The sequence below is a fragment of the Mycobacterium sp. E342 genome (genome assembly GCF_001667665.1).
Taxonomy (GTDB): domain Bacteria; phylum Actinomycetota; class Actinomycetes; order Mycobacteriales; family Mycobacteriaceae; genus Mycobacterium.
Map to the genome: position 1 here is coordinate 1 of NZ_LZJM01000194.1, position 19,296 is coordinate 19,296.

Annotated in this window: 19 protein-coding genes and 1 pseudogene; 8 read left to right on the forward strand and 12 right to left on the reverse strand. The window is 69.8% G+C overall.

Annotation, left to right across the window (positions count from 1 at the left end; genetic code table 11):
- A pseudogene (gene rpoZ, locus A5692_RS28295) lies at positions 1-170 on the forward strand (DNA-directed RNA polymerase subunit omega); the annotation flags it as partial.
- Between the two features lie 163 nt (positions 171-333).
- Here the strand turns inward: rpoZ and gmk are convergent.
- Entirely contained in the window at positions 334-993 is a 660-nt protein-coding gene (gmk, locus tag A5692_RS13975) for a guanylate kinase (RefSeq protein WP_156766080.1), read from the reverse strand.
- A 49-nt stretch (positions 994-1,042) separates the two neighbouring features.
- Positions 1,043-1,357: an integration host factor, actinobacterial type gene (mihF, locus tag A5692_RS13980; RefSeq protein WP_007171927.1), complete on the reverse strand. Its 315-nt coding sequence runs from the start codon at positions 1,355-1,357 to the stop codon at positions 1,043-1,045.
- Positions 1,358-1,822: 465 nt separating this feature from the next.
- Between mihF and A5692_RS13985 the strand changes: the two genes are divergently transcribed.
- A complete protein-coding gene (locus A5692_RS13985; RefSeq protein ID WP_067923628.1) occupies positions 1,823-2,245 on the forward strand; it encodes a molybdopterin-binding protein in 423 nt (140 codons plus the stop codon).
- Between the two features lie 7 nt (positions 2,246-2,252).
- Here A5692_RS13985 and pyrF read toward each other — a convergent pair whose 3' ends face one another.
- From pyrF to pyrR, 7 genes are all read right to left on the reverse strand, one after another.
- A complete protein-coding gene (pyrF, locus tag A5692_RS13990; protein ID WP_068056889.1) occupies positions 2,253-3,080 on the reverse strand; it encodes an orotidine-5'-phosphate decarboxylase in 828 nt (275 codons plus the stop codon).
- Positions 3,077-6,442, reverse strand: coding sequence for a carbamoyl-phosphate synthase large subunit (gene carB / locus A5692_RS13995; protein WP_068056890.1), 3,366 nt, complete (start codon positions 6,440-6,442; stop codon positions 3,077-3,079). The genes pyrF and carB overlap by 4 nt, the downstream gene beginning before the upstream one ends.
- Positions 6,443-6,527: 85 nt before the next feature.
- Entirely contained in the window at positions 6,528-7,646 is a 1,119-nt protein-coding gene (carA, locus tag A5692_RS14000; RefSeq protein ID WP_068056891.1) for a glutamine-hydrolyzing carbamoyl-phosphate synthase small subunit, read from the reverse strand.
- A gap of 96 nt (positions 7,647-7,742) precedes the next feature.
- Complete coding sequence (locus A5692_RS14005; protein WP_068056944.1) at positions 7,743-8,252, reverse strand: transporter; 510 nt, start codon at positions 8,250-8,252, stop codon at positions 7,743-7,745.
- Positions 8,249-9,553, reverse strand: coding sequence for a dihydroorotase (locus A5692_RS14010; RefSeq protein WP_068056892.1), 1,305 nt, complete (start codon positions 9,551-9,553; stop codon positions 8,249-8,251). The genes A5692_RS14005 and A5692_RS14010 overlap by 4 nt, the downstream gene beginning before the upstream one ends.
- Positions 9,550-10,509 carry an aspartate carbamoyltransferase catalytic subunit gene (locus tag A5692_RS14015; RefSeq protein WP_068056893.1) on the reverse strand — a complete coding sequence of 320 codons (960 nt, stop codon included), beginning with the start codon at positions 10,507-10,509 and terminating at the stop codon, positions 9,550-9,552. Before A5692_RS14015 ends, A5692_RS14010 begins: the two co-directional genes overlap by 4 nt.
- Entirely contained in the window at positions 10,506-11,075 is a 570-nt protein-coding gene (pyrR, locus tag A5692_RS14020) for a bifunctional pyr operon transcriptional regulator/uracil phosphoribosyltransferase PyrR (protein WP_068056894.1), read from the reverse strand. Before pyrR ends, A5692_RS14015 begins: the two co-directional genes overlap by 4 nt.
- Before the next feature lie 236 nt (positions 11,076-11,311).
- Here pyrR and A5692_RS14025 point away from each other — a divergent pair, with 236 nt between their 5' ends.
- Positions 11,312-11,950 (forward strand): class I SAM-dependent methyltransferase, encoded by a 639-nt coding sequence (locus A5692_RS14025; protein WP_156766081.1) that lies wholly within the window; start codon positions 11,312-11,314, stop codon positions 11,948-11,950.
- Here A5692_RS14025 and A5692_RS14030 read toward each other — a convergent pair.
- Positions 11,947-12,372, reverse strand: a complete 426-nt coding sequence (locus A5692_RS14030; protein ID WP_068056896.1) for a cellulose-binding domain-containing protein — start codon at positions 12,370-12,372, stop codon at positions 11,947-11,949. The genes A5692_RS14025 and A5692_RS14030 overlap by 4 nt on opposite strands.
- A gap of 187 nt (positions 12,373-12,559) precedes the next feature.
- Between A5692_RS14030 and A5692_RS14035 the strand changes: the two genes are divergently transcribed.
- Genes A5692_RS14035 through A5692_RS14045 form a run of 3 tightly spaced genes read left to right on the forward strand, consistent with a single transcriptional unit; the run spans position 12,560 to position 14,702 of the window.
- Positions 12,560-12,904 (forward strand): STAS domain-containing protein, encoded by a 345-nt coding sequence (locus tag A5692_RS14035; RefSeq protein ID WP_068056897.1) that lies wholly within the window; start codon positions 12,560-12,562, stop codon positions 12,902-12,904.
- A gap of 48 nt (positions 12,905-12,952) precedes the next feature.
- On the forward strand, positions 12,953-14,158 hold the full coding sequence (locus tag A5692_RS14040; RefSeq protein WP_068056898.1) for a serine hydrolase: 1,206 nt from the start codon (positions 12,953-12,955) through the stop codon (positions 14,156-14,158).
- 4 nt (positions 14,159-14,162) lie between these two features.
- Positions 14,163-14,702 carry a GNAT family N-acetyltransferase gene (locus A5692_RS14045; RefSeq protein WP_068056899.1) on the forward strand — a complete coding sequence of 180 codons (540 nt, stop codon included), beginning with the start codon at positions 14,163-14,165 and terminating at the stop codon, positions 14,700-14,702.
- Between the two features lie 122 nt (positions 14,703-14,824).
- On the opposite strand, the gene A5692_RS14050 is transcribed toward A5692_RS14045, so the two are convergent.
- A complete protein-coding gene (locus A5692_RS14050; RefSeq protein ID WP_068056946.1) occupies positions 14,825-16,087 on the reverse strand; it encodes an MFS transporter in 1,263 nt (420 codons plus the stop codon).
- 286 nt (positions 16,088-16,373) lie between these two features.
- Here A5692_RS14050 and A5692_RS14055 point away from each other — a divergent pair, with 286 nt between their 5' ends.
- Positions 16,374-17,150, forward strand: a complete 777-nt coding sequence (locus A5692_RS14055; protein WP_068056901.1) for a hypothetical protein — start codon at positions 16,374-16,376, stop codon at positions 17,148-17,150.
- A 4-nt stretch (positions 17,151-17,154) separates the two neighbouring features.
- On the forward strand, positions 17,155-17,823 hold the full coding sequence (locus A5692_RS14060) for a response regulator transcription factor (RefSeq protein ID WP_068056948.1): 669 nt from the start codon (positions 17,155-17,157) through the stop codon (positions 17,821-17,823).
- On the opposite strand, the gene A5692_RS14065 is transcribed toward A5692_RS14060, so the two are convergent.
- On the reverse strand, positions 17,805-19,187 hold the full coding sequence (locus tag A5692_RS14065) for a HAMP domain-containing sensor histidine kinase (RefSeq protein ID WP_082962697.1): 1,383 nt from the start codon (positions 19,185-19,187) through the stop codon (positions 17,805-17,807). The genes A5692_RS14060 and A5692_RS14065 overlap by 19 nt on opposite strands.
- Positions 19,188-19,296 lie beyond the last annotated feature (109 nt).

The following is a 19,296-nucleotide window of genomic DNA, read 5'->3' on the forward strand; positions in this document are numbered from 1 at the left end:
GGTTCGACCCGTCGGCGGGCGGACAACGCGCCTACGACACCCCGCTGGGCATCACCAACCCGCCCATCGACGAGCTGCTGGACCGCGTGTCGAGCAAGTACGCCCTGGTCATCTACGCGGCCAAGCGCGCCAGGCAGATCAACGACTACTACAACCAGCTCGTCGATGGGCGGGTTGGTGATGCCCAGCGGGGTGTCGTAGGCGCGTTGTCCGCCCGCCGACGGGTCGAACCGGTCGGGGACGGCGGCCAATGCCGCGTCGGACTGCGGTGTAGTCACTTAGGTCGTTCTCCTTGGCGGATTACAGCGGCTGGTACCGCCGGCGATTCGATGCTCAATCTCGATCGGATGTGGTCTGGCCAGACGGGTCATGCGGAGCCGGCGCAGTATTCACCAGCAAGGATACCAATTCGGCGCACGCAGACTCCAATTGACGGTTGACCACGACCTCGTCGAAGTCGTCCCGGGCCGCCATCTCGACGCGGGCGGTCTCCAGGCGACGCTGCATGGCCTCCGGCGTTTCGGTGCCGCGGCCGACGAGCCTGGCCTCCAGGTCTTCCCAACTGGGCGGCGCGAGGAACACGGTGATGGCCTCGGGCATCGCCCGCTTGACCGCCCGCGCGCCGGCCAGGTCGACCTCGATGAGCACCGGGATCCCGGCGGCGGTGGCTTCGCGCACCGGCTCGGCCAGGGTGCCCGATCGGTGCAGTCCGCCGTGGATCTCGGCCCACTCCAGCAGCGCGCCGTCGTCGATGAGCTGCTGGAAGCGGGCGGGGCTGACGAAGTGGTAGTCGACGCCGTCGACCTCACCCGGCCGCGGCGACCGCGTCGTGGCCGAGACGGAGAAATGCAGGTCCGGAATCCGCTCGCGCAGGCACCGGACCACCGTCGACTTACCGACCGCGGAGGGACCGGACAGCACGACCACGCGTCCCTTACCCGGTGGTGTGGGACGCGTCCCGTGCTCGACGTCCGGTCCCCCGCCGGCGCTCACTGGCCCTCCCGGGCCGGTGCGCCCACAGGGCGGGTTGGCCGAGGCCGGGTTAGGAGCCGAACTTTTCCAGCAGGGCCTTGCGCTGCCGATCGCCGAGGCCGCGCAGGCGGCGGGTGGGGGCGATCTCCAGCTCGGTCATGATTTCCTGCGCTTTGACCTTGCCCACCTTGGGCAACGCCTCAAGCAGCGCGGAAACCTTCATCTTACCCAGGACTTCGTCGGTCTCGGCGTCCTTGAGCACCTGGGTGAGGTTGGTGCCGCCGCGCTTCAGCCGGTCCTTGAGCTCTGCTCGCGCTCGACGTGCGGCAGCCGCCTTCTCCAACGCGGCCGCGCGCTGCTCGTCGGTCAACTGGGGAAGGGCCACGATTCCTCCGTATCTGATCAATCACTGTCAATCGATCTCTTTTTGTCTCTGCCGGGTACTTCAGCCAGCGGAGACGACCGTACTCAGGCCTCCTGACGAAATCTAACCCGACCCCCTGGTTAAGGGGACAAACTCCCAGCATGAGCCCGGCGTGTGGCCCGGAAAAGCGGGCCATCGGGCATCGTCGGCGCCGGGCGCGCCCGGCGGTGCGGCGGCGGCGGTGTGACCACCTCGAACTCCCGCGCCACCGCTCTGACCAGCGGTTTTAGTGCGACGGGCCGCGGCGGGGCCGCCGCGGGCGCGGCGGGAAACGACGCCGGAGGTGCGCCGAAACGCCTCGTGCGGGGGATCACGCATTTTTCGTCGCGTGTCGCGCGTGTCGCGCCGCGCCGTCCGGCCGGGTGCGATCACGCGTGGATTGCTGGTACGACAGCCAGCTAACACTCGCGGAGTTAGGATCTAGCGGTGTCGAACCTGCGGATCCGTCAGGCCGCTGAGCTGCTCGGGGTTAGCGACGACACCGTCCGGCGATGGATCAACCAGGGATCGTTGACGGTCGGTCAGGACGCGGCCGGCCGCAAGGTCATCGCCAGCGAGGACCTGGCCCGGTTCTCCCGGACCAACGCCCCCACCCCGCCGCCCGACCCGCTGAGCATCGGCAGCTCGGCCCGCAACCGCTTCGTCGGGCTGGTCACAAAGGTCACCAGCGACAAGGTGATGACCCAGGTGGAGATGCAGTGCGGCCCCTTCACCGTCGTGTCGCTGATGAGCACCGAGGCCGCCGAGGAGCTGCAGCTGCGGCCCGGCAGTGTCGCCGTCGCGGTCGTCAAGGCCACCACGGTGATCGTGGAGACCGCCCGGCCCAGCTCGGCGGCCGCGTCGGACTGACGCGCGTTTACGGCGCTCCCAGATAGGCGACGGCGTCGAGCATCCGCTCGCCGGCCGCCCGCAGTTCGGCCACCCCCGGCCCGGCGCGCAGCACCTCGCGGGCCACAGCGGGCAGCAGCTGGCCGGGATCCGCCCCGCCCAGCCCGGCGAGCGCCTCGGGCCGTCCGCCCTGCACACCCAGCCCCGGCACCAGCACCGGTCCGCCCAGCGCGCTCAGATCGGGGGCCTGCAGGACCGTCGCGCCCACCACCACGCCGACATATCCGGGACCGGACGGCGTGGCGGACTTGTTCACCACCGCCGCCTGGTCGACGACCAGCTGGGCCACCGTGCGGCCGTCGAACGCGGCGCGCTGCACGGTCGCGCCCTCGGGGTTGGAGGTGGCGGCCAGCACGAACACGCCCCGATCGTGCGCGGCCGCGGCCTCCAGCAGCGGCCGCAGCGAGCCGAACCCGAGGTAGGGCGAGGCGGTCACGGCGTCGGCGGCCAGCGGCGAATCGCCCGCCCAGGCGGCGGCGTACGCCGCCATCGTCGTGCCGATGTCGCCGCGCTTGGCGTCGGCCAGCACCAGGACGCCCACCGAACGCAGGGCCGCGATCGTGCGTTCCAGCACCGCGAACCCGGCGGCGCCGTAAGCCTCGAAGAACGCCACCTGCGGCTTGACGACGGCGAAACCGGCGAACGCCTCGACGCAGATGTCGCAGAACTTGGCCAACCCGTCGGCGGTCGCCGGCAAATCCCAGGCGCGTAGCAGCTCGGGGTGCGGGTCGATCCCCACACACAGCGGGCCGCGCTGCGCTTTGGCCGCGGCCAGCCGCAGGCCGAAGCCCGTCACCGGGCGCCTTCGCCGGGCGCCGCGCCCTGCCCCATCAGGCTGTGCAGCTCCTGCAGGGACCGGACGCCGATGTCGCCGCGGATGCCGGCCTCGATGCCCTGAATGGCGGCCGACGCGCCCTGCACCGTCGTGACGCACGGGATGTTGACCGACACCGCGGCCGAACGGATCTCGTAGCCGTCGATGCGCGGGCCGGAATTGCCGTACGGCGTGTTGATCACCATGTCGACTTCGCCGGCCTTGATCGCGTCGACGGCGGACTCCGCCGGGCGGCCCGGCTGCGGCGGCTCGAAGTGCTTGCGGACCTCGTCGCAGGGAATCCCGTTGCGGCGCAACATCTCCGCGGTGCCCTCGGTGGCCAGCACGCGGAAGCCCAGGTCGGCCAGGCGCTTGACGGGGAACACCAGCGACCGCTTGTCCCGGTTGGCGACCGAGACGAAGATGGTGCCCTCGGCCGGCAGCGATCCGTAGGCGGCGGTCTGGCTCTTGGCGAAGGCGCTGCCGAAGTCCCGGTCGATCCCCATCACCTCGCCGGTCGATTTCATCTCCGGGCCGAGCAGGGAATCGATGGCGGCGCCGTCGGCCCTGCGGAAGCGGTGGAACGGCAGCACGGCCTCCTTGACCGCGATCGGGGCGTTCCAGGCAGCGTGGGCGCCGTCCCCGGACGCCGCGAGCATGCCCTCGGCGCGAAGCTGGGGAATGGTGGCGCCCAACATGATCCGGGCGCACGCCTTGGCCAACGGGATCGCGGTCGCCTTGGAGACGAACGGCACGGTGCGGCTGGCCCGCGGGTTGGCCTCGAGGACGTAGAGCACGTCGTCCTTCAGCGCGTACTGCACGTTGAGCAGGCCGATCACCCCGATGCCGTGCGCGATGGCCTCGGTCGCGCGGCGCACCTTCTCGATGTCGCTGCGGCCCAGCGTGACCGGCGGCAGCGCGCACGCCGAGTCGCCGGAGTGGATGCCGGCCTCCTCGATGTGCTCCATGATGCCGCCGATGTAGACCTCGGTGCCGTCGCACAGCGCGTCGACGTCGATCTCCACCGCGTCCTCGAGGAAGCGGTCCACCAGCACCGGGTGTTCGGGCGAGAGCTCGGTGGCGCGGGTGATGTAGCCCTCCAGCGTCTGCTCGTCGTAGACGATCTCCATCCCGCGGCCGCCCAGCACGTACGACGGCCGCACCAGCACCGGGTAGCCGATGTCCTCGGCGATCCGGCGAGCCTGCGCGAAAGTGGTCGCCATGCCGTATTTCGGCGCCGGCAATCCGGCGCCGGTCAGCACGTCACCGAAGGCGCCGCGGTCCTCGGCCAGGTCGATCGCCTCCGGCGGGGTGCCCACGATCGGGACCCCGGCGTCGGCCAGGCGCTGCGCCAGCCCGAGCGGGGTTTGGCCGCCCAGCTGCACGATGACGCCGACCACCCCGGGCCCGTCGCCCCCCGACTGCTGTTCGGCGCGGAACACCTCGCACACGTCCTCGAACGTCAGCGGCTCGAAGTACAACCGGTCGGCGGTGTCGTAGTCGGTGGACACCGTCTCCGGGTTGCAGTTGATCATGACGGTCTCGAAACCGGCCTGGCTCAACGTGGTTGCCGCGTGCACGCAGCTGTAGTCGAATTCGATGCCCTGGCCGATGCGGTTGGGCCCGGATCCCAGGATCAGCACCTTGGGCCGCTCGGCCTGCGGGGCCACCTCCGTCTCGGCCGCCGGGTCGAGTTCGTAGCTGCTGTAGTGGTAGGGCGTCTTGGCCTCGAACTCCGCCGCGCAGGTGTCCACCGTCTTGTACACCGGGTGGATGCCCAGCCGCTCGCGCAGCGAGCGCACGCCGTTCTCCCCCGCCAATTCGGGCCGCAGAGCCGCGATTTGGCGGTCCGACAGCCCGCTGTGCTTGGCCCGCCGCAGCAGGTCGGTGTCCAGCACCGGGGCGTCGACCAGCTCGGCGCGCAGCGTGCCCAGCTCGCCGATCTGGGCGACGAACCACGGGTCCACACCGCTGGCCTCGGCGACCTGCTCGATCGAGGCGCCCAGCCGCAGCGCCAGCTCGATGTCGTAGAGCCGGCCCTCGGTCGGGGTCCGTAGCCGGTCGAGCACCTCGTGGACGTTCCCGTCCGGGTCCGGTTTGGTCCAGAAGCCGGCGCGGGTGGTCTCCAGCGACCGCATCACCTTGCCGAGCGCCTCGATGAAGTTGCGGCCCAGCGACATTGCCTCCCCGACGGACTTCATCGTGGTGGTCAGGGTGGGGTCGGCCCCGGGGAACTTCTCGAACGCGAACCGCGGCGCCTTGACGACGACGTAGTCGAGGGTGGGTTCGAAGCAGGCCGGCGTTTCCTTGGTGATGTCGTTAACGATCTCGTCGAGGGTGTACCCGATGGCCAGCTTGGCGGCGATCTTGGCGATCGGGAAGCCGGTGGCCTTGGAGGCCAGCGCGCTGGACCGCGACACCCGGGGGTTCATCTCGATGACGATCAGCCGGCCGTCGACCGGGTTGATCGCGAACTGGATGTTGCAGCCGCCGGTGTCCACCCCGACCTCGCGCAGGATCGCGATGCCCAGGTCCCGCATCCGCTGGTATTCCCGGTCGGTCAGCGTCATGGCCGGCGCGACGGTGACCGAGTCGCCGGTGTGCACGCCCATCGGGTCGAAGTTCTCGATCGAGCAGACCACGACGACGTTGTCGTTGCCGTCGCGCATTAGCTCGAGCTCGAATTCCTTCCACCCGTAGATCGATTCCTCGATCAGCACGTTGGCGCTGGGGCTTTCGGCGAGGCCGGCGCCGGCCATCCGGTCGACCTCCTCGACGGATCGGGCCATGCCCGAGCCGAGGCCGCCCATGGTGAAGCTGGGCCGCACCACCACCGGCAGGCCGAGTTCCTCGACCGTCTCGCGGACCTCTTCCATGGTGAAACACACTCGGCTGCGGGCGGATTCACCGCCGACCTTGGCGACGATGTCCTTGAACATCTGTCTGTCTTCGCCGCGCTGGATGGCGTCGATGTCGGCCCCGATGAGCTCGACACCGTGGCGCTCGAGCGCGCCGTTCTGGTACAGCGCGACGGCGGTGTTGAGCGCGGTCTGCCCGCCCAGCGTGGCCAGCAGCGCGTCGATCTTGTTGCCGCGCTCGGCCTGCTGCGCGATCACCCGCTCGACGAAGGCCGGGGTGATGGGCTCGACGTAGGTGTGGTCGGCGTACTCCGGGTCGGTCATGATGGTCGCCGGGTTGGAGTTGATCAGGCTGACCTGCAGCCCTTCCGCTCGCAGCACCCGGCAGGCCTGGGTGCCGGAGTAGTCGAATTCGGCCGCCTGGCCGATGACGATCGGCCCCGAGCCGATCACCAGCACGTGGTTGAGATCGGTGCGCCGCGGCACTAGCGCCCCCTTTCTTTCTTGGCGCGAGCGACCGCGTTTGTACACCGTTTACGGCGTGTCGCCGTACAGACACGGGCGCTCGCGGTCATCTCTCACCCGCCATCAGATCGATGAATTGGTCGAACAGGTATTCCGCGTCGTGCGGGCCGGCGGCGGCCTCCGGGTGGTACTGCACCGAGAAGGCCCGCCCGTCGGCGAGTTTGACGCCCTCGACCACCCCGTCGTTGGCGCAGGTGTGGCTGACGACGGCGGGCCCGAACGGCGTGTCGAAGGATTGGCCCGCCTCGCCTTCCAGCGCGAAGCCGTGGTTCTGCGCGGTCACCGCCACCCGACCGGTGGCGTGGTCCATGACGGGGATGTTGATGCCGCGGTGGCCGAAGACCATCTTGTAGGTGGACAGGCCCAGTGCCCGGCCCAGGATCTGGTTGCCGAAACAGATGCCGAACAACGGGATTCCGGCGCCCAGCACCTCGCGGGTGAGCGCGACGACGTGGTCGGCGGTGGCGGGGTCACCGGGGCCGTTGGACAAGAACACGCCGTCGGGTGCGATGTCGGTGATCTGTTCGAAGCTGGACGACGACGGCAGCACGTGGCTGCGGACGCCGCGACGAGCGAAGTTGCGCGGGGTGTTGGTCTTGATGCCCAGGTCCAGCGCCACCACGGTAAACCGTTGTGGGCCCTCGGGTTCCACGATGTAGGGCTCCGGGGTGCTGACCTCGCCGGCGAGGTCGGCACCCAGCATCGACTGCTGCCCCCGCACCCGCTCCACCAGCTCGGCCGGGTCGGCGAGCGCCTCGCCGGAGAACACCCCCGCCTTCATCGAGCCGCGGGTGCGCAGGTGGCGCACCACCGCCCGGGTGTCGATGCCGGCGATCCCGACGATGTGCTGGCGCACCAGCTCGTCCTCCAGGGTGCCGGTGGCGCGCCAGTTCGACGCCCGCGGGGACGGGTCGCGCACCGCGTAGCCGGCGACCCAGATCTTGTCGCCGCGGCTTTCGGCGTCCTCGGCGTTCCAGCCGGTGTTGCCGATCTGCGGCGCGGTGGCCACCACGATCTGCCGGTGATAGCTGGGATCGGTCAGCGTCTCCTGGTACCCGGACATGCCGGTGGAAAACACGGCCTCGCCGAGAGTTTGGCCGACCTGGCCGAACGGCGTGCCGGTGAAGACGCGCCCGTCCTCGAGTACCAGTACTGCCTTAGTCACGAGCGCCGCTCCTCTCCCCCGCGAGCGGGAGGTGCCCCCACATCGCTTCGTCCCCCGCAAGCGGGCGGTACCCCCACTGCATCGTCGCCGCGCGGTTCACTGGGCTCCCTCCTGCTGGGACTCCAGCCATTCGGTGTATTCGTCGCGGTGGTTGGCCCGAAAGCCGGTGTCGATCTCGACTCCCGACGGCAGCCGCCACCGAATCGCCAGGATCCCGATCCGGGCCCCGGCGCGGCCGCCCATGCCGCGCTCCATGCGGATGTGGGTGATCGAGTCGCGTGGAATCCAAAGCGGTTGGGCGCGTAAGCGGTCCACCATGATGCCGCTCGAATAGCGGGTCAGCACCGCCTTGCTCCGGTACCCCAGATCGCCGACGGCGATCCGCTCAGTCCAGCCCGGGGCCATCATCGACCCGCAATAGTGGCCTTGAGTGGTGATCGTCGCCGCGCCCACTTGGTCGGGCACGTCGGGCAGCCGGCCGATCAGCTCCGCCTGCCGCTGCGAGCGGCGCCGCCAGCTGCGCATCATCAGCTGGATCACCACCGCGATCACCACCACCAGCACGGCCGCGAAGATCAGCGACCCCACCAGCGTGCCTGAATTCATGCCGGGCACTTCCCGTCTCGAGCCGTGACCTTCCCGCGCAGCAGGGTCGCCGTGACGGTGGCGGGCAGGGCCATCGACTCGAAGGGCGTGTTGGCCGACCGGCTGGCCAGGTCGGACCCGGCGACGGTCCAGGTGGCGTCGGGGTCCACCACCGTCAGGTTGGCCGGCTCCCCCACCTCCAGCGGGCGGCCGTGATCGGGCAGTCCGACGATGCGCGCCGGGTTTTCGCTCATCACCCGGGCGACGTCCCGCCACGTCAACAGCCCGGGCGCCACCATGGTGTGCACCACGACCGACAGCGCGGTCTGCAGGCCCAGCATGCCCGGACGCGCCGCCGCGAACTCCACGCACTTCTCGTGCTCGGCGTGCGGCGCATGGTCGGTGGCCACACAGTCGATGACGCCGTCGGCCAGGGCCTGGCGCAACGCCACAGCATCGGCGGCCTCGCGCAGCGGCGGGTTGACGCGATTGCGCCCGTCGTAGGTGGCCAGCCTGCTGTCGTCAAGCAACAGGTGGTGCGGGGTGACCTCGGCGGTGATCGAGATGCCTTGCCCCTTGGCCCATTTGAGCAACTCGACGGTACCGGCGGTGGAGGCGTGGCAGATGTGGACGCGGGCGCCGGCGTCGCGGGCCAGCAGCGCGTCCCGGGCGACGATCGACTCCTCGGCGGCCCGTGGCCATCCCGAGAGGCCCAGCCGGGCCGCGGTGGGTCCCTCGTGGGCGACGGCGCCGACGGTCAGTCGGGGCTCCTCGGCGTGCTGGGCGATCAGCACCCCCAGGCCCGTGGCGTATTCGAGCGCCCGGCGCATCACCAGTGGATCGTGCACGCAGCTGCCGTCGTCGGAGAACATCCGGACCTGCGCGGCCCCGGCCGCCATCATGCCCATCTCGGTGAGTTCGGCGCCGGCCAATCCGACGGTGACGGCCCCGACGGGGTGGACGTCGACCAGGCCGACCTGCTGGCCGCGGTGCCAGACGTGGTCGGTGACCACCGGGCTGTCGGCGACGGGATTGGTGTTGGCCATCGCGAACACGGCGGTATATCCGCCCAGAGCCGCTGCGGCCGAGCCCGTTTCGATGTCCTCGGCGTATTCTCGGCCCGGCTCGCGCAGGTGGGTGTGCAGGTCGACGAAGCCGGGCAGCAGCACCTGGCCGGTGGCGTCGATGACGTCTAGATCTTTTTCGAGGCCTCCGGTCTCGGCGAGTCCGGGCCCGATGTCGGCGATCTGGCCGTCGTCGACAAGCACGTCGACCCGGTCGCCCTCGCCGTACAACCGGACCCCGCGGATCAGCACGCTCACGCCGCCCCCTCTTTTCCGGCGGATTCCGCACCCACCAGCACGTGGAACAGCACGGCCATCCGCACGTGCACGCCGTTGGAAACCTGTTGCAGCACGGCCGATTGCGACGAATCCGCCACCGACGACGCGATCTCCATGCCGCGCAGCATCGGACCCGGGTGCAGCACCACGGCGTGGCCGGGCAGCATGGCCTGGCGGCGATCCGAAAGCCCGTATCGGGAGGAGTATTCGCGCACCGACGGGAAGAAGCCGCCGTTCATCCGTTCGGCCTGCACCCGCAGCATCAGCACCGCGTCGGCGGCGGGCAGCTCGGCGTCGAAGTCGCCCGAGACGGTGACCGGCCAGGAGTCGACCCCGGCCGGCAGCAGCGTCGGCGGCGCGACCAGCACCACCTCCGCGCCCAGGGTGTTCAGCAGCATGACGTTGGAGCGGGCGACCCGGCTGTGCAGGATGTCGCCGACGATCACGACGCGCCGGCCCTCGATGCCGCCGAGGCGCTGGCGGATGGTGAGCGCGTCCAGCAGCGCCTGCGTCGGGTGCTCGTGCGTGCCGTCACCCGCGTTGATCACCGAGGGGCCGGAGTCGTTGCCGGCGCACGTCCAGTCGGCCAGCAGGTGGGCGGCACCGGACGCCGGGTGGCGGATGATCAGCGCGTCGGCGCCGGCGGCCCGCAGCGTCAAGGCGGTGTCGCGCAGCGACTCGCCCTTGCCCACCGACGATCCGGCGGCGCTGACGTTGATGACGTCGGCGCTCATCCACTTGCCGGCCACCTCGAACGACACCCGGGTGCGGGTGGAGTTCTCGTAGAACATCGTGATCACGGTGCGGCCGCGCAGGGTCGGCAGCTTCTTGACCTCGCGGCCCACCAGCGCCTCGGCGAACCGGTCCGCGTCGTCGAGGATGGCGGTGGCCTCGTCGCGGCTGAGATCGCCGGCGGCCAGCAGGTGGCGCGTCATCGCGAGATCACCACCGCGTCGCGCCCGTCCTGCTCGCTCAGCAGCACGTGCACGCTCTCGCTGCGCGAGGTGGGGACGTTCTTGCCGACGTAGTCGGCGCGCAGTGGCAGTTCGCGGTGGCCGCGGTCGACCAGCACCGCCAGCTGCACCACCCGCGGGCGGCCGACGTCGCGCAGGGCGTCCAGCGCCGAGCGGACCGAGCGACCGGAGTACAGCACGTCGTCGATGAGGATGACCAGCGCGTCGTCGATGCCGCCGGCCGGAATCGAGGTGACCTCCAGCGGTCGCGGCGGTTTCTGCATCAGGTCGTCGCGATACAGGGTGATGTCGAGGGCGCCGCAACCGACGTCGACCCCGCTGTATTCGGCGATGTTGGTGGCCAGCCGCCTGGCGAGGATCACCCCGCGCGTCGGAATGCCCAGCAGAACCACCCGGGGCGCGGACCGGCTCGCGTCATCTAACGCGGTCTTTTCGATGATCTGATGCGCGATACGGGAAATGGTGCGACTCACGTCGGCCGCCGACATCAACTCGCGGCCGGTGCCGGTGTCACCCGCTGCACCCATGCGAAACCCTGACCTCCTTCTCCGCCTCGCCGGACGGATCGTTAAAGGATGTCGACTGCCCGGCAGCGTAGCACTTCTTAGCAAGGACGCGGCGCGCGGCACGGGCGGTGACGTGCCCGATCACCCGCTGCGCCACTTTCGCCCCACGCGTCCCGGCGGAAGGCGAGCTTGGCCGCCTCGCGGCCACAACTTGCCGCGCTACCCTGGCGGAAATGACCGGCTCAGGCTTCTCCGGACTGCAGCGAATGGACTTCGACGCGCTCTACCGCGGCGAGAGCCCCGGCGAGGGCATCCCGCCGATGACGACACCGCCGTGGGACACCAAGGCGCCCAAGGACAACGTCATCGCGTGGCATGGCGGGGGCTGGGTCCACGGTGACGTCCTGGACATCGGCTGCGGGCTCGGCGACAACGCCATCTACCTGGCGCAGAACGGGTTCCGGGTGACTGGGCTGGACATCTCGCCCACCGCGCTGATCACCGCCGAGCGCCGGGCCGCCGATGCCGGCGTCGACATCACGTTAGCGGTCGCCGACTCCACCGAGCTGGCGGGCTACACCGACGCGTTCGACACCGTCATCGACAGCGGCATGTTCCACTGCCTCGACGACGACGACAAGCGCAGCTACGCCGCCGCGGTGCACCGCGCGACCAGGCCCGGCGCCACGCTGTTGATCAGCTGCTTCTCCGACGCGAACGCCCCCGACGACCGGTGGCCCCGGCCGGCGGTCTCCGAGCAGGCGCTGCGCGACGTCCTGGGCGGCGCGGGGTGGCACATCGAGTCGCTGGAGCCCGCCACGATGCGCCGCGAGGTGGACGGCACACAGGTCGAGATGGCGTTCTGGTACGTCCGGGCGCTGCGCGGTCGCCGCTAGGTGCAGGGATATTGCCCGTTGAGCACGCAATTCGACGGCGGCACGAAGGAACCGATCACGACGCCTCTCATGCCACCCGTGGCCGAACCACCGGGTGCGATGGTGCGATTCCAATTCGCGGGGGTGAGAACGTAGTGGGTGCCCGATTGGGTGACGGTGCTGTTCCACGTGTGCAGGACGGATTGTCCGGCCGGCATGTCGAAGTCAATCCGCCAATCGGTTAGCGGCACCGTGCTCAGGTTGGTGACGGTGAAGTTGGCGATGAAACCGGTCTGCCACGCATGTTCCACCGACAACGTCGCCGCGGCCGCGGCCGCGTGAGCCACGGGCGCGACGGCAAGTCCGAGGGCAACGACGGATGCCGACACCGTGATGTGAAGCGCTGTGCGCCAGCGCTTCACGCAATTGCTCAGTGCGGCCATTGCAACCCCCATAGCAACCAACACTAAGGCCAGACGGGCGACGTCGGCCCCGGGATCGCGGGGAGCTGCCGTACCTTTGCCCAACCGAAACCGTCATGAAATTTTGGGCCGTTACCGCCAACCGGAACGAGCGGGTTACCGCCCGGTTAACCGGTCGTCGCGAGAAGGCGATACGGTTCGGATCGTCATGAGCGAGGAGTTTTGGGTCAACCGCCGCGATGCCGGTGAGGCGGTGATCCTGGACGTCAGCGGCGTCGTCGACATCATCACCGCGCCCTCGCTCGCCACGCATATCGACATCGCCCTGTCCGGCACGCCGGCGGTGCTCGTCATCGACCTCACCGAGGTCGATTTCCTCTCCTCCGCCGGCATCACCGTGCTGGTCGAGGTGCACCGCCTGACCCAGGACAGCCCGACCTCGCTGCGGGTGGCGGCCGACGGCTCGGCCACCAGCCGGCCGCTGCGCATCGTCGGCCTCGACGAGTTCATCGACCTCTATCCCACGGTGGACAAGGCGCTGGAGGGGCGATAGTCCTAGTGTGACGTCCGCGCCCCCGGGCCCGGCGCTAACGTGATTCGGGTGAATCTCGACGTCAACGCGGCCTCCATCCGCGAAGTGTGCGACGCCGGCATGCTTGCCGGCGCGGTGACGATGGTCTGGCGGCGCGGAGAAGTGCTACAGGTCAACGAAATCGGTTATCAGGATGTGGACGCGGGCCTGCCGATGCAACGGGACACGCTGTTCCGGATCGCGTCGATGACCAAGCCGGTCACCGTCGCCGCGGTGATGAGCCTGGTCGACGAGGGCAAGCTGACGCTGAAAGACCCCGTCGTCCGCTGGGTCCCGGAGCTGGCCGACGTGCGGGTGCTCGATGAGCCGCACGGCCCGCTGGACCGGACGCATCCGGTGCGGCGCGCCATCCTGATCGAGGACCTGCTCACCCACACCAGTGGCCTGGCCTACAGCTTCTCGGTGTCCGGGCCGATCGCCAAGGCCTACATGCGGCTGCCGTTCAACCAGGGGCCCGACGCCTGGCTGGCCGAGCTGGCCAAGCTGCCGCTGGTGCACCAGCCGGGTGACCGGCTGACCTACAGCCATTCCATCGACCTGCTGGGCGTGATCGCGGCGCGCATCGAGGGCAAGCCGTTCCACCAGGTGCTCGACGAGCGGGTGCTGGGCCCGGTGGGCATGCCGGACACCGGGTTCTTCGTCTCCCCCGAGGCGCGCCGGCGCGCCGCGACCATGTACCGGCTCGACGAGCAGGGCCAACTGCACCACGACGTGATGGGGCCGCCGCACATCAGGCCGCCCTCGTTCGCCAACGCGGGCGGGGGCCTGTGGTCCACCGCCGACGACTACCTGCGGTTCGTGCGAATGCTGCTCGGCGGCGGAACGATCGACGGCGTGCGGGTGCTGTCGGCCGAGTCCGCCCGGCTGATGCGGACCGACCGGCTGACCGACGAGCAGAAGCGCCATAACTTCCTGGGGGCGCCGTACTGGGTGGGCCGCGGCTTCGGGCTGAACCTGTCGGTGGTGACCGATCCGGCCAGGAGCGCGCCGCTGTTCGGGCCGGGCGGGCTCGGAACCTTCAGCTGGCCCGGCGCCTACGGGACGTGGTGGCAGGCCGACCCGACCGCCGACCTGGTCCTGCTCTATCTGGTCCAGAACCTGCCCGACATGTCCGCCGACGTGGCCGCGGCGGTCGCCGGCAACACCTCGCTGGCGAAACTCCAATCGGTGCAACCGAAATTCGTTCGCCGCACCTATCAGGCGCTCGGCCTCTAGCGCCGTGGCCGATTACCCACCCGACCGCATCACCGGGCCCCGGCTGGTGCTGCGCCGGCCCGTGCTCGACGACGCCGGCGCACTGTTTCAGCGCGTCGCCCGCGACCCCGAGGTCACCAAGTATCTGATGTGGGCGCCGCATCCCGACGTGGCGGCGACGCGGCGGGTGATCACCGAGAAACTCAACGCCACGCCCGACGAGCGGACCTGGGTGATCGAGTTGCGGCACAGCGGCGAGGTCGTGGGGCTGACCAGCTGCCGGCGCCCGGTACCGCACTCGGTCGAAATCGGTTACTGCCTGGGCCGGCGGTGGTGGGGCAAGGGTCTGATGGTCGAGGTACTCGACATGCTGCTGAACGCGCTGGACAGCGACCGGGCGGTGTATCGGGTGTGGGCCACCTGCAACGTCGACAACGAGCGCTCGGCGCGGCTGCTGGAGCGCGCCGGTTTCGTGCTGGAGGGGCGACTGGCCCGCCACGCCGTCTACCCCAATCTGGGGATCGAGCCGCAGGACAGCCTGCTCTACGCCAGGATCCTGCGCTGACCTTTTGAGTGTGCGTCCAAGGCGGGACTTACCGGCGTGTCGCCGCCCTGACCGCACGCCGAAAGCCGTCAGCGCACACTCGATCGCCGGCTACCCGGCTTGGTCGAGCGCGCCGCGCGCGATCACGAAACGCCGATCACCTCGCGGTCGCGCCCGGCGCCCGGTGGCGAGGCGCGATCCGGTATGCCCGGGCGCCGTTCGGAATCGGTGGGCACCAGCGGGACCGCGGCCAGCGGGAACAACGCGCACAGCGCCCACGCCGGCGGGTATTCGGCGGAAACGATCAGCGCACCGAAGAGCGGCGGACCGGCCGCAGCCATCAGCCGTTGCGCGGTGTTCTGCAGGCCCAACGCGCGACCACTCCAGAACGGCCCGGCGATCTCGGTGATCGCGGTGGCCTCAAGGCCGTTGTCGAGCACCGCGAGCACCGAGATGGCGACCATCAGCACCACGTCATAGCTCGAACCGGTGGCGTCGGTGAAAGCCAGCAGCAACAGGGCCAGCGCGGCGGCGATGGCGACGGCGCGGACCGGCCGCATCCGCGAGCCGACGCGGTCCGACCAGCGACCGACCGCGATCCGGCCCACCGCCCCCAGCAGCTGACAGACGGTGACCAGGCCGCCGGCGGCCGCCACCGACCAGCCGTGCCGATTCATCAGCCACACGAACATGAACGTCACGGTCACCGTCTGCGGCATCATCAGCAGCGCGCTCACCGCGTGAATTCGCCACAGTACGAACGACCCTCGATACGGGCTGGCCAGTTCCGCGCCGGTGGCCGCCTTGCGTGATTTCCGGGGCGGATCGACGATGCCCAGCGCGCTGGCCACCGCCGCCACCGTGCACATGAGCGCCAGGAACATCAACCCCGAGCGAGGCCCGCGCTCGGCCAGCTCCGGTATCACCAAGGCGCCCAAGGCGATACCCAACGGCTGCGCGGTCTGACGAATGCCCATCGCCAGGCCCCGCTGGTGCGACGGGAACCATGCCGACACCAGCCGCCCGCCGGCGGTGTTGCAGCTGGCCGCCGCCATCCCACCGAGAAACAAGAAGACGCCGACGGCCAGCATCGAATGGGCCGACGCCGCGGCACAGGCCGCCGCCGCGGTGAGCACCGAACCGGCCGTCAGCACAACCCGCTCACCGACCCGGTCCAATATCCAGCCCCACAGCACCAGCGTCACCACCATGCCCCAACTGGGCATGGACGACACCAGGCCGGCTTCGGCCAACGGGATGCCGCGGCGCGCCTGCAGCGAGGGAATGAGAAACGCAACGCCGTTGATGAAGAGGAACGACGTCGCCGTCACCCCCAGGGAGACGACCATGACGGACCAGCGCGCACCCGCGCCGAGGCGACCGACGCTGCCGGCTTCCGCAAACATGAAATCCATGGTGGCACGGCGTTCGACGGGCGCCCGGCGCCGCACGCACCGTAACTCATTGAATACTAAGGTAATTGATAACAGGTACTCAGAATCTGGGCGGGGGCCGCGGTGCCTGATCTGCGGAAAGCGTTCTGCGCGTTGGAGTTACGATAGAGGCCCGGCAACCATGGCGAGACTGCGATTCACAGCGCGGACACAGTGTTCCCTTATGCGTGTACTCAGCGTTTTCTCAGCGCCGCTACCCTAGAAATGCATCAACACCGACACTGGAAGTTGACTGGGCATGAGTGACGTTTCGCGGCAGGCGTTGACCAAGGTGCCGGCGGTCACCCTGGGATTCTGGATCATCAAGATCTTCGCCACCACGCTGGGCGAGACGGGTGGTGACACCGTCACGATGACCCTGAACTGGGGCTACGCGGCGGGGGTCGCGCTGTTCGGCGTCGCGCTGGTGGCGCTGGTAGCCGCGCAGATCTTCGCCAGGCGCTTTCACGTCGCGCTGTACTGGGCGACCATCGTGGCCTCGACGACGTTCGGTACGACGCTGGCCGACTTCGCCGACCGATCGCTCGGCATCGGCTACACCGGCGGGTCGCTCCTGTTGTTGGCTTGCCTCTTGGCAACCTTGGCCGTGTGGCGCTGGTCGCAGGGCACGGTGTCGGTCACCACCGTCTCGACGCCCAAAGTGGAGACGTTCTACTGGGCGACAATCACGTTCTCCCAGACCCTGGGCACCGCGCTCGGCGACTGGCTCGCCGACACTCGCGACTTCGGTTACGAGCGCGGCGCGCTGGTGTTCGCGGCCGGCCTCGCCGCGGTCGTGGCGCTCTACTACTGGACGTCCGTCTCGCGCGTCGTACTGTTCTGGGTCGCGTTCATCTTGACCCGCCCGTTCGGCGCGACGGTGGGCGACTTCATCGACAAGCCGGTCGCCGACGGCGGCCTGGCCCTGAGCCGCCCGCTGGCCTCGGCGGTGATCGCGGCGATCATCGTGGCGCTGCTCGTCGTACTGCCGCAGCGTCCAGGACGCCACCCCGGTGCGGCCCACCAAGAAGCGTGACGACGTGAGGGTCCTGCTCGTCGAGGACGAAGCGCGGCTGTCGGCGACCCTGGCCCGGGGCCTGGAGGCCGAGGGGTTCGTCGTCGTGAACGTCGGCACGGGTGTCGACGGCCTGCGGGAGGCCATCGAGAACAGCTTCGACGTGGTGGTCCTCGACATCATGCTGCCCGGCCAGAGCGGATACGAGGTGTTGCGCCGGATGCGGGCGCGAAACGTGTGGACACCGGTCCTCATGCTGACCGCCAAGGACGGCGAGTACGACGAGACCGACGCGTTCGACCTGGGCGCCGACGACTACCTGACCAAACCGTTCTCGTTCCGGGTGCTCGTGGCGCGGCTGCGGGCGCTGGTGCGTCGCGGCGTGCCGGAGCGGCCGGCGGCGCTGACCGCCGGATCGTTGGTGCTGGACCCCGCGCGCCACACCGTCCACCGCGATTCCACCCCGATCGCTTTGACGCCCAGGGAATTCGGGGTGCTCGAATTCCTCATGCGCAACAAGGACATGGTGGTGACCAAGGCCGAAATCCTGCGCAACGTGTGGGACGCCCACTACCACGGCCCCGACAACGTGGTCGAGGTATACGTGGGATATCTGCGTCGCAAGATCGACATTCCCTTCGGTACCAACACCATCGAGACGATCCGCGGCGTCGGTTACCGGCTGTTGTGCTGAGGCCCGCGCTGCGGCAGGGACACGGTCATTCGGGTTCCGCCGCCCGGCGAGCCGTCGATGGTGACCGTGCCGCCGTGGGCGGCCGCGATCTCGGCGACGATCGCGAGGCCCAACCCGGCTCCCCCGCCGCTGCGGGCCCGGTCCGAATCCAGGCGCACGAAGCGTTCGAACACCCGGGCCCGGTCGCCCGGAGGGATTCCGGGGCCGTCGTCGCTGACGGTGAGGATCGCCGTCTCCCCGCTGCCGCCGACCGTCAGGACAACGCGCGAATCCGCGTGGCGGACGGCGTTTTCCACCAGGTTGCGGATCATCCGCGAGATGGCCACCGGGTCACCGGTGCACCGCACCGCGCAAAGATCGGTGTCGATCGCGCAGTTCGCCCCGCGTCGCGCGCGGGCCGCCTCGACGGCGGCGACGTCATCGAGGGCCAGCTCTTCCTTTCGGCGCAACAGGCTTTGCTCGTCGGCCCTGGCCAGCAGCAGCAGGTCTTCGATCAGCGTGTGCATGCGTTGCGCCTCGGGCAGCAGCGTGTTGACCGCCAACTCCGCGTCGAGCAGATCGGGGTGCGCCTCGGCGACCTCCAGCCCGGAGATGATGGTGGCCAGCGGACTGCGCAGTTCATGCGACGCGTCACCGACAAAACGTTGCTGCGCGCGGTGGCCCGCTTCGATGCGGGACAACATCTGGTTCATGGTGGCCGCCAGCGCGGCGATCTCGTCGTGGCCCTCCGGCACCGGAACCCGTTCGGCCAGATCCGATGTCGAGATCTCGGCCACGCGCGCGCGGATCGCGTCCACGGATCGCAGTGACCGGCGAACGAGCCAGAACGTCGCGGCCGCCGCCCCCGCGATGACGATCGGCGCGCCGCACGCCAGCAGCAAAGCCACGGTCCGCGCGGTCGCCTCGACCGCCCGGCTCCCGCCGCCCACCAGCACCGTGTAGTCACCGGATGCGGTGGTGACCCGCTGACCGCTGACGCGCATGTCGTCACCGGCCACCGCGTCGTCGGACAAGCCGCGACGCAGACCCCAGCCGAACTCCCCGACCGGAACGAGCGGCGTGGCGGGTGCCGAGCGCGACCGTCTCACCACCTGACCGTCCGGGGCGATCACTTGAATGGCGACCACCCGTTGGTCGGTGGTCAACAGGGAGCTGTCGAGGCCGGCCGGCGGATCGGACTGCAGCGCCTTCCTCAGGTCGCGCACCCTCTCGGCGGCGGCATAATCGACGCCCGTCAGCAGCGACCGATACAGGAACGCGTCCAATCCCGCGCCCGCCAGGGCTAGCGCGCACAGCACGACGACCGCCGACACCGCGGCCGAGCGGGCGGGGATGCCCCAGTGCGGGAGGCGAGGCAACTGCACACCTGAAGATTCTGCAGGGGCCCGATCCTGCAGGCCCGGGGGACCGGAGAACACCCAGCTCAGCGGGCTTCTCAGCGGCCTCTCAGCGGCCCACTCCTAGGCTGACGTC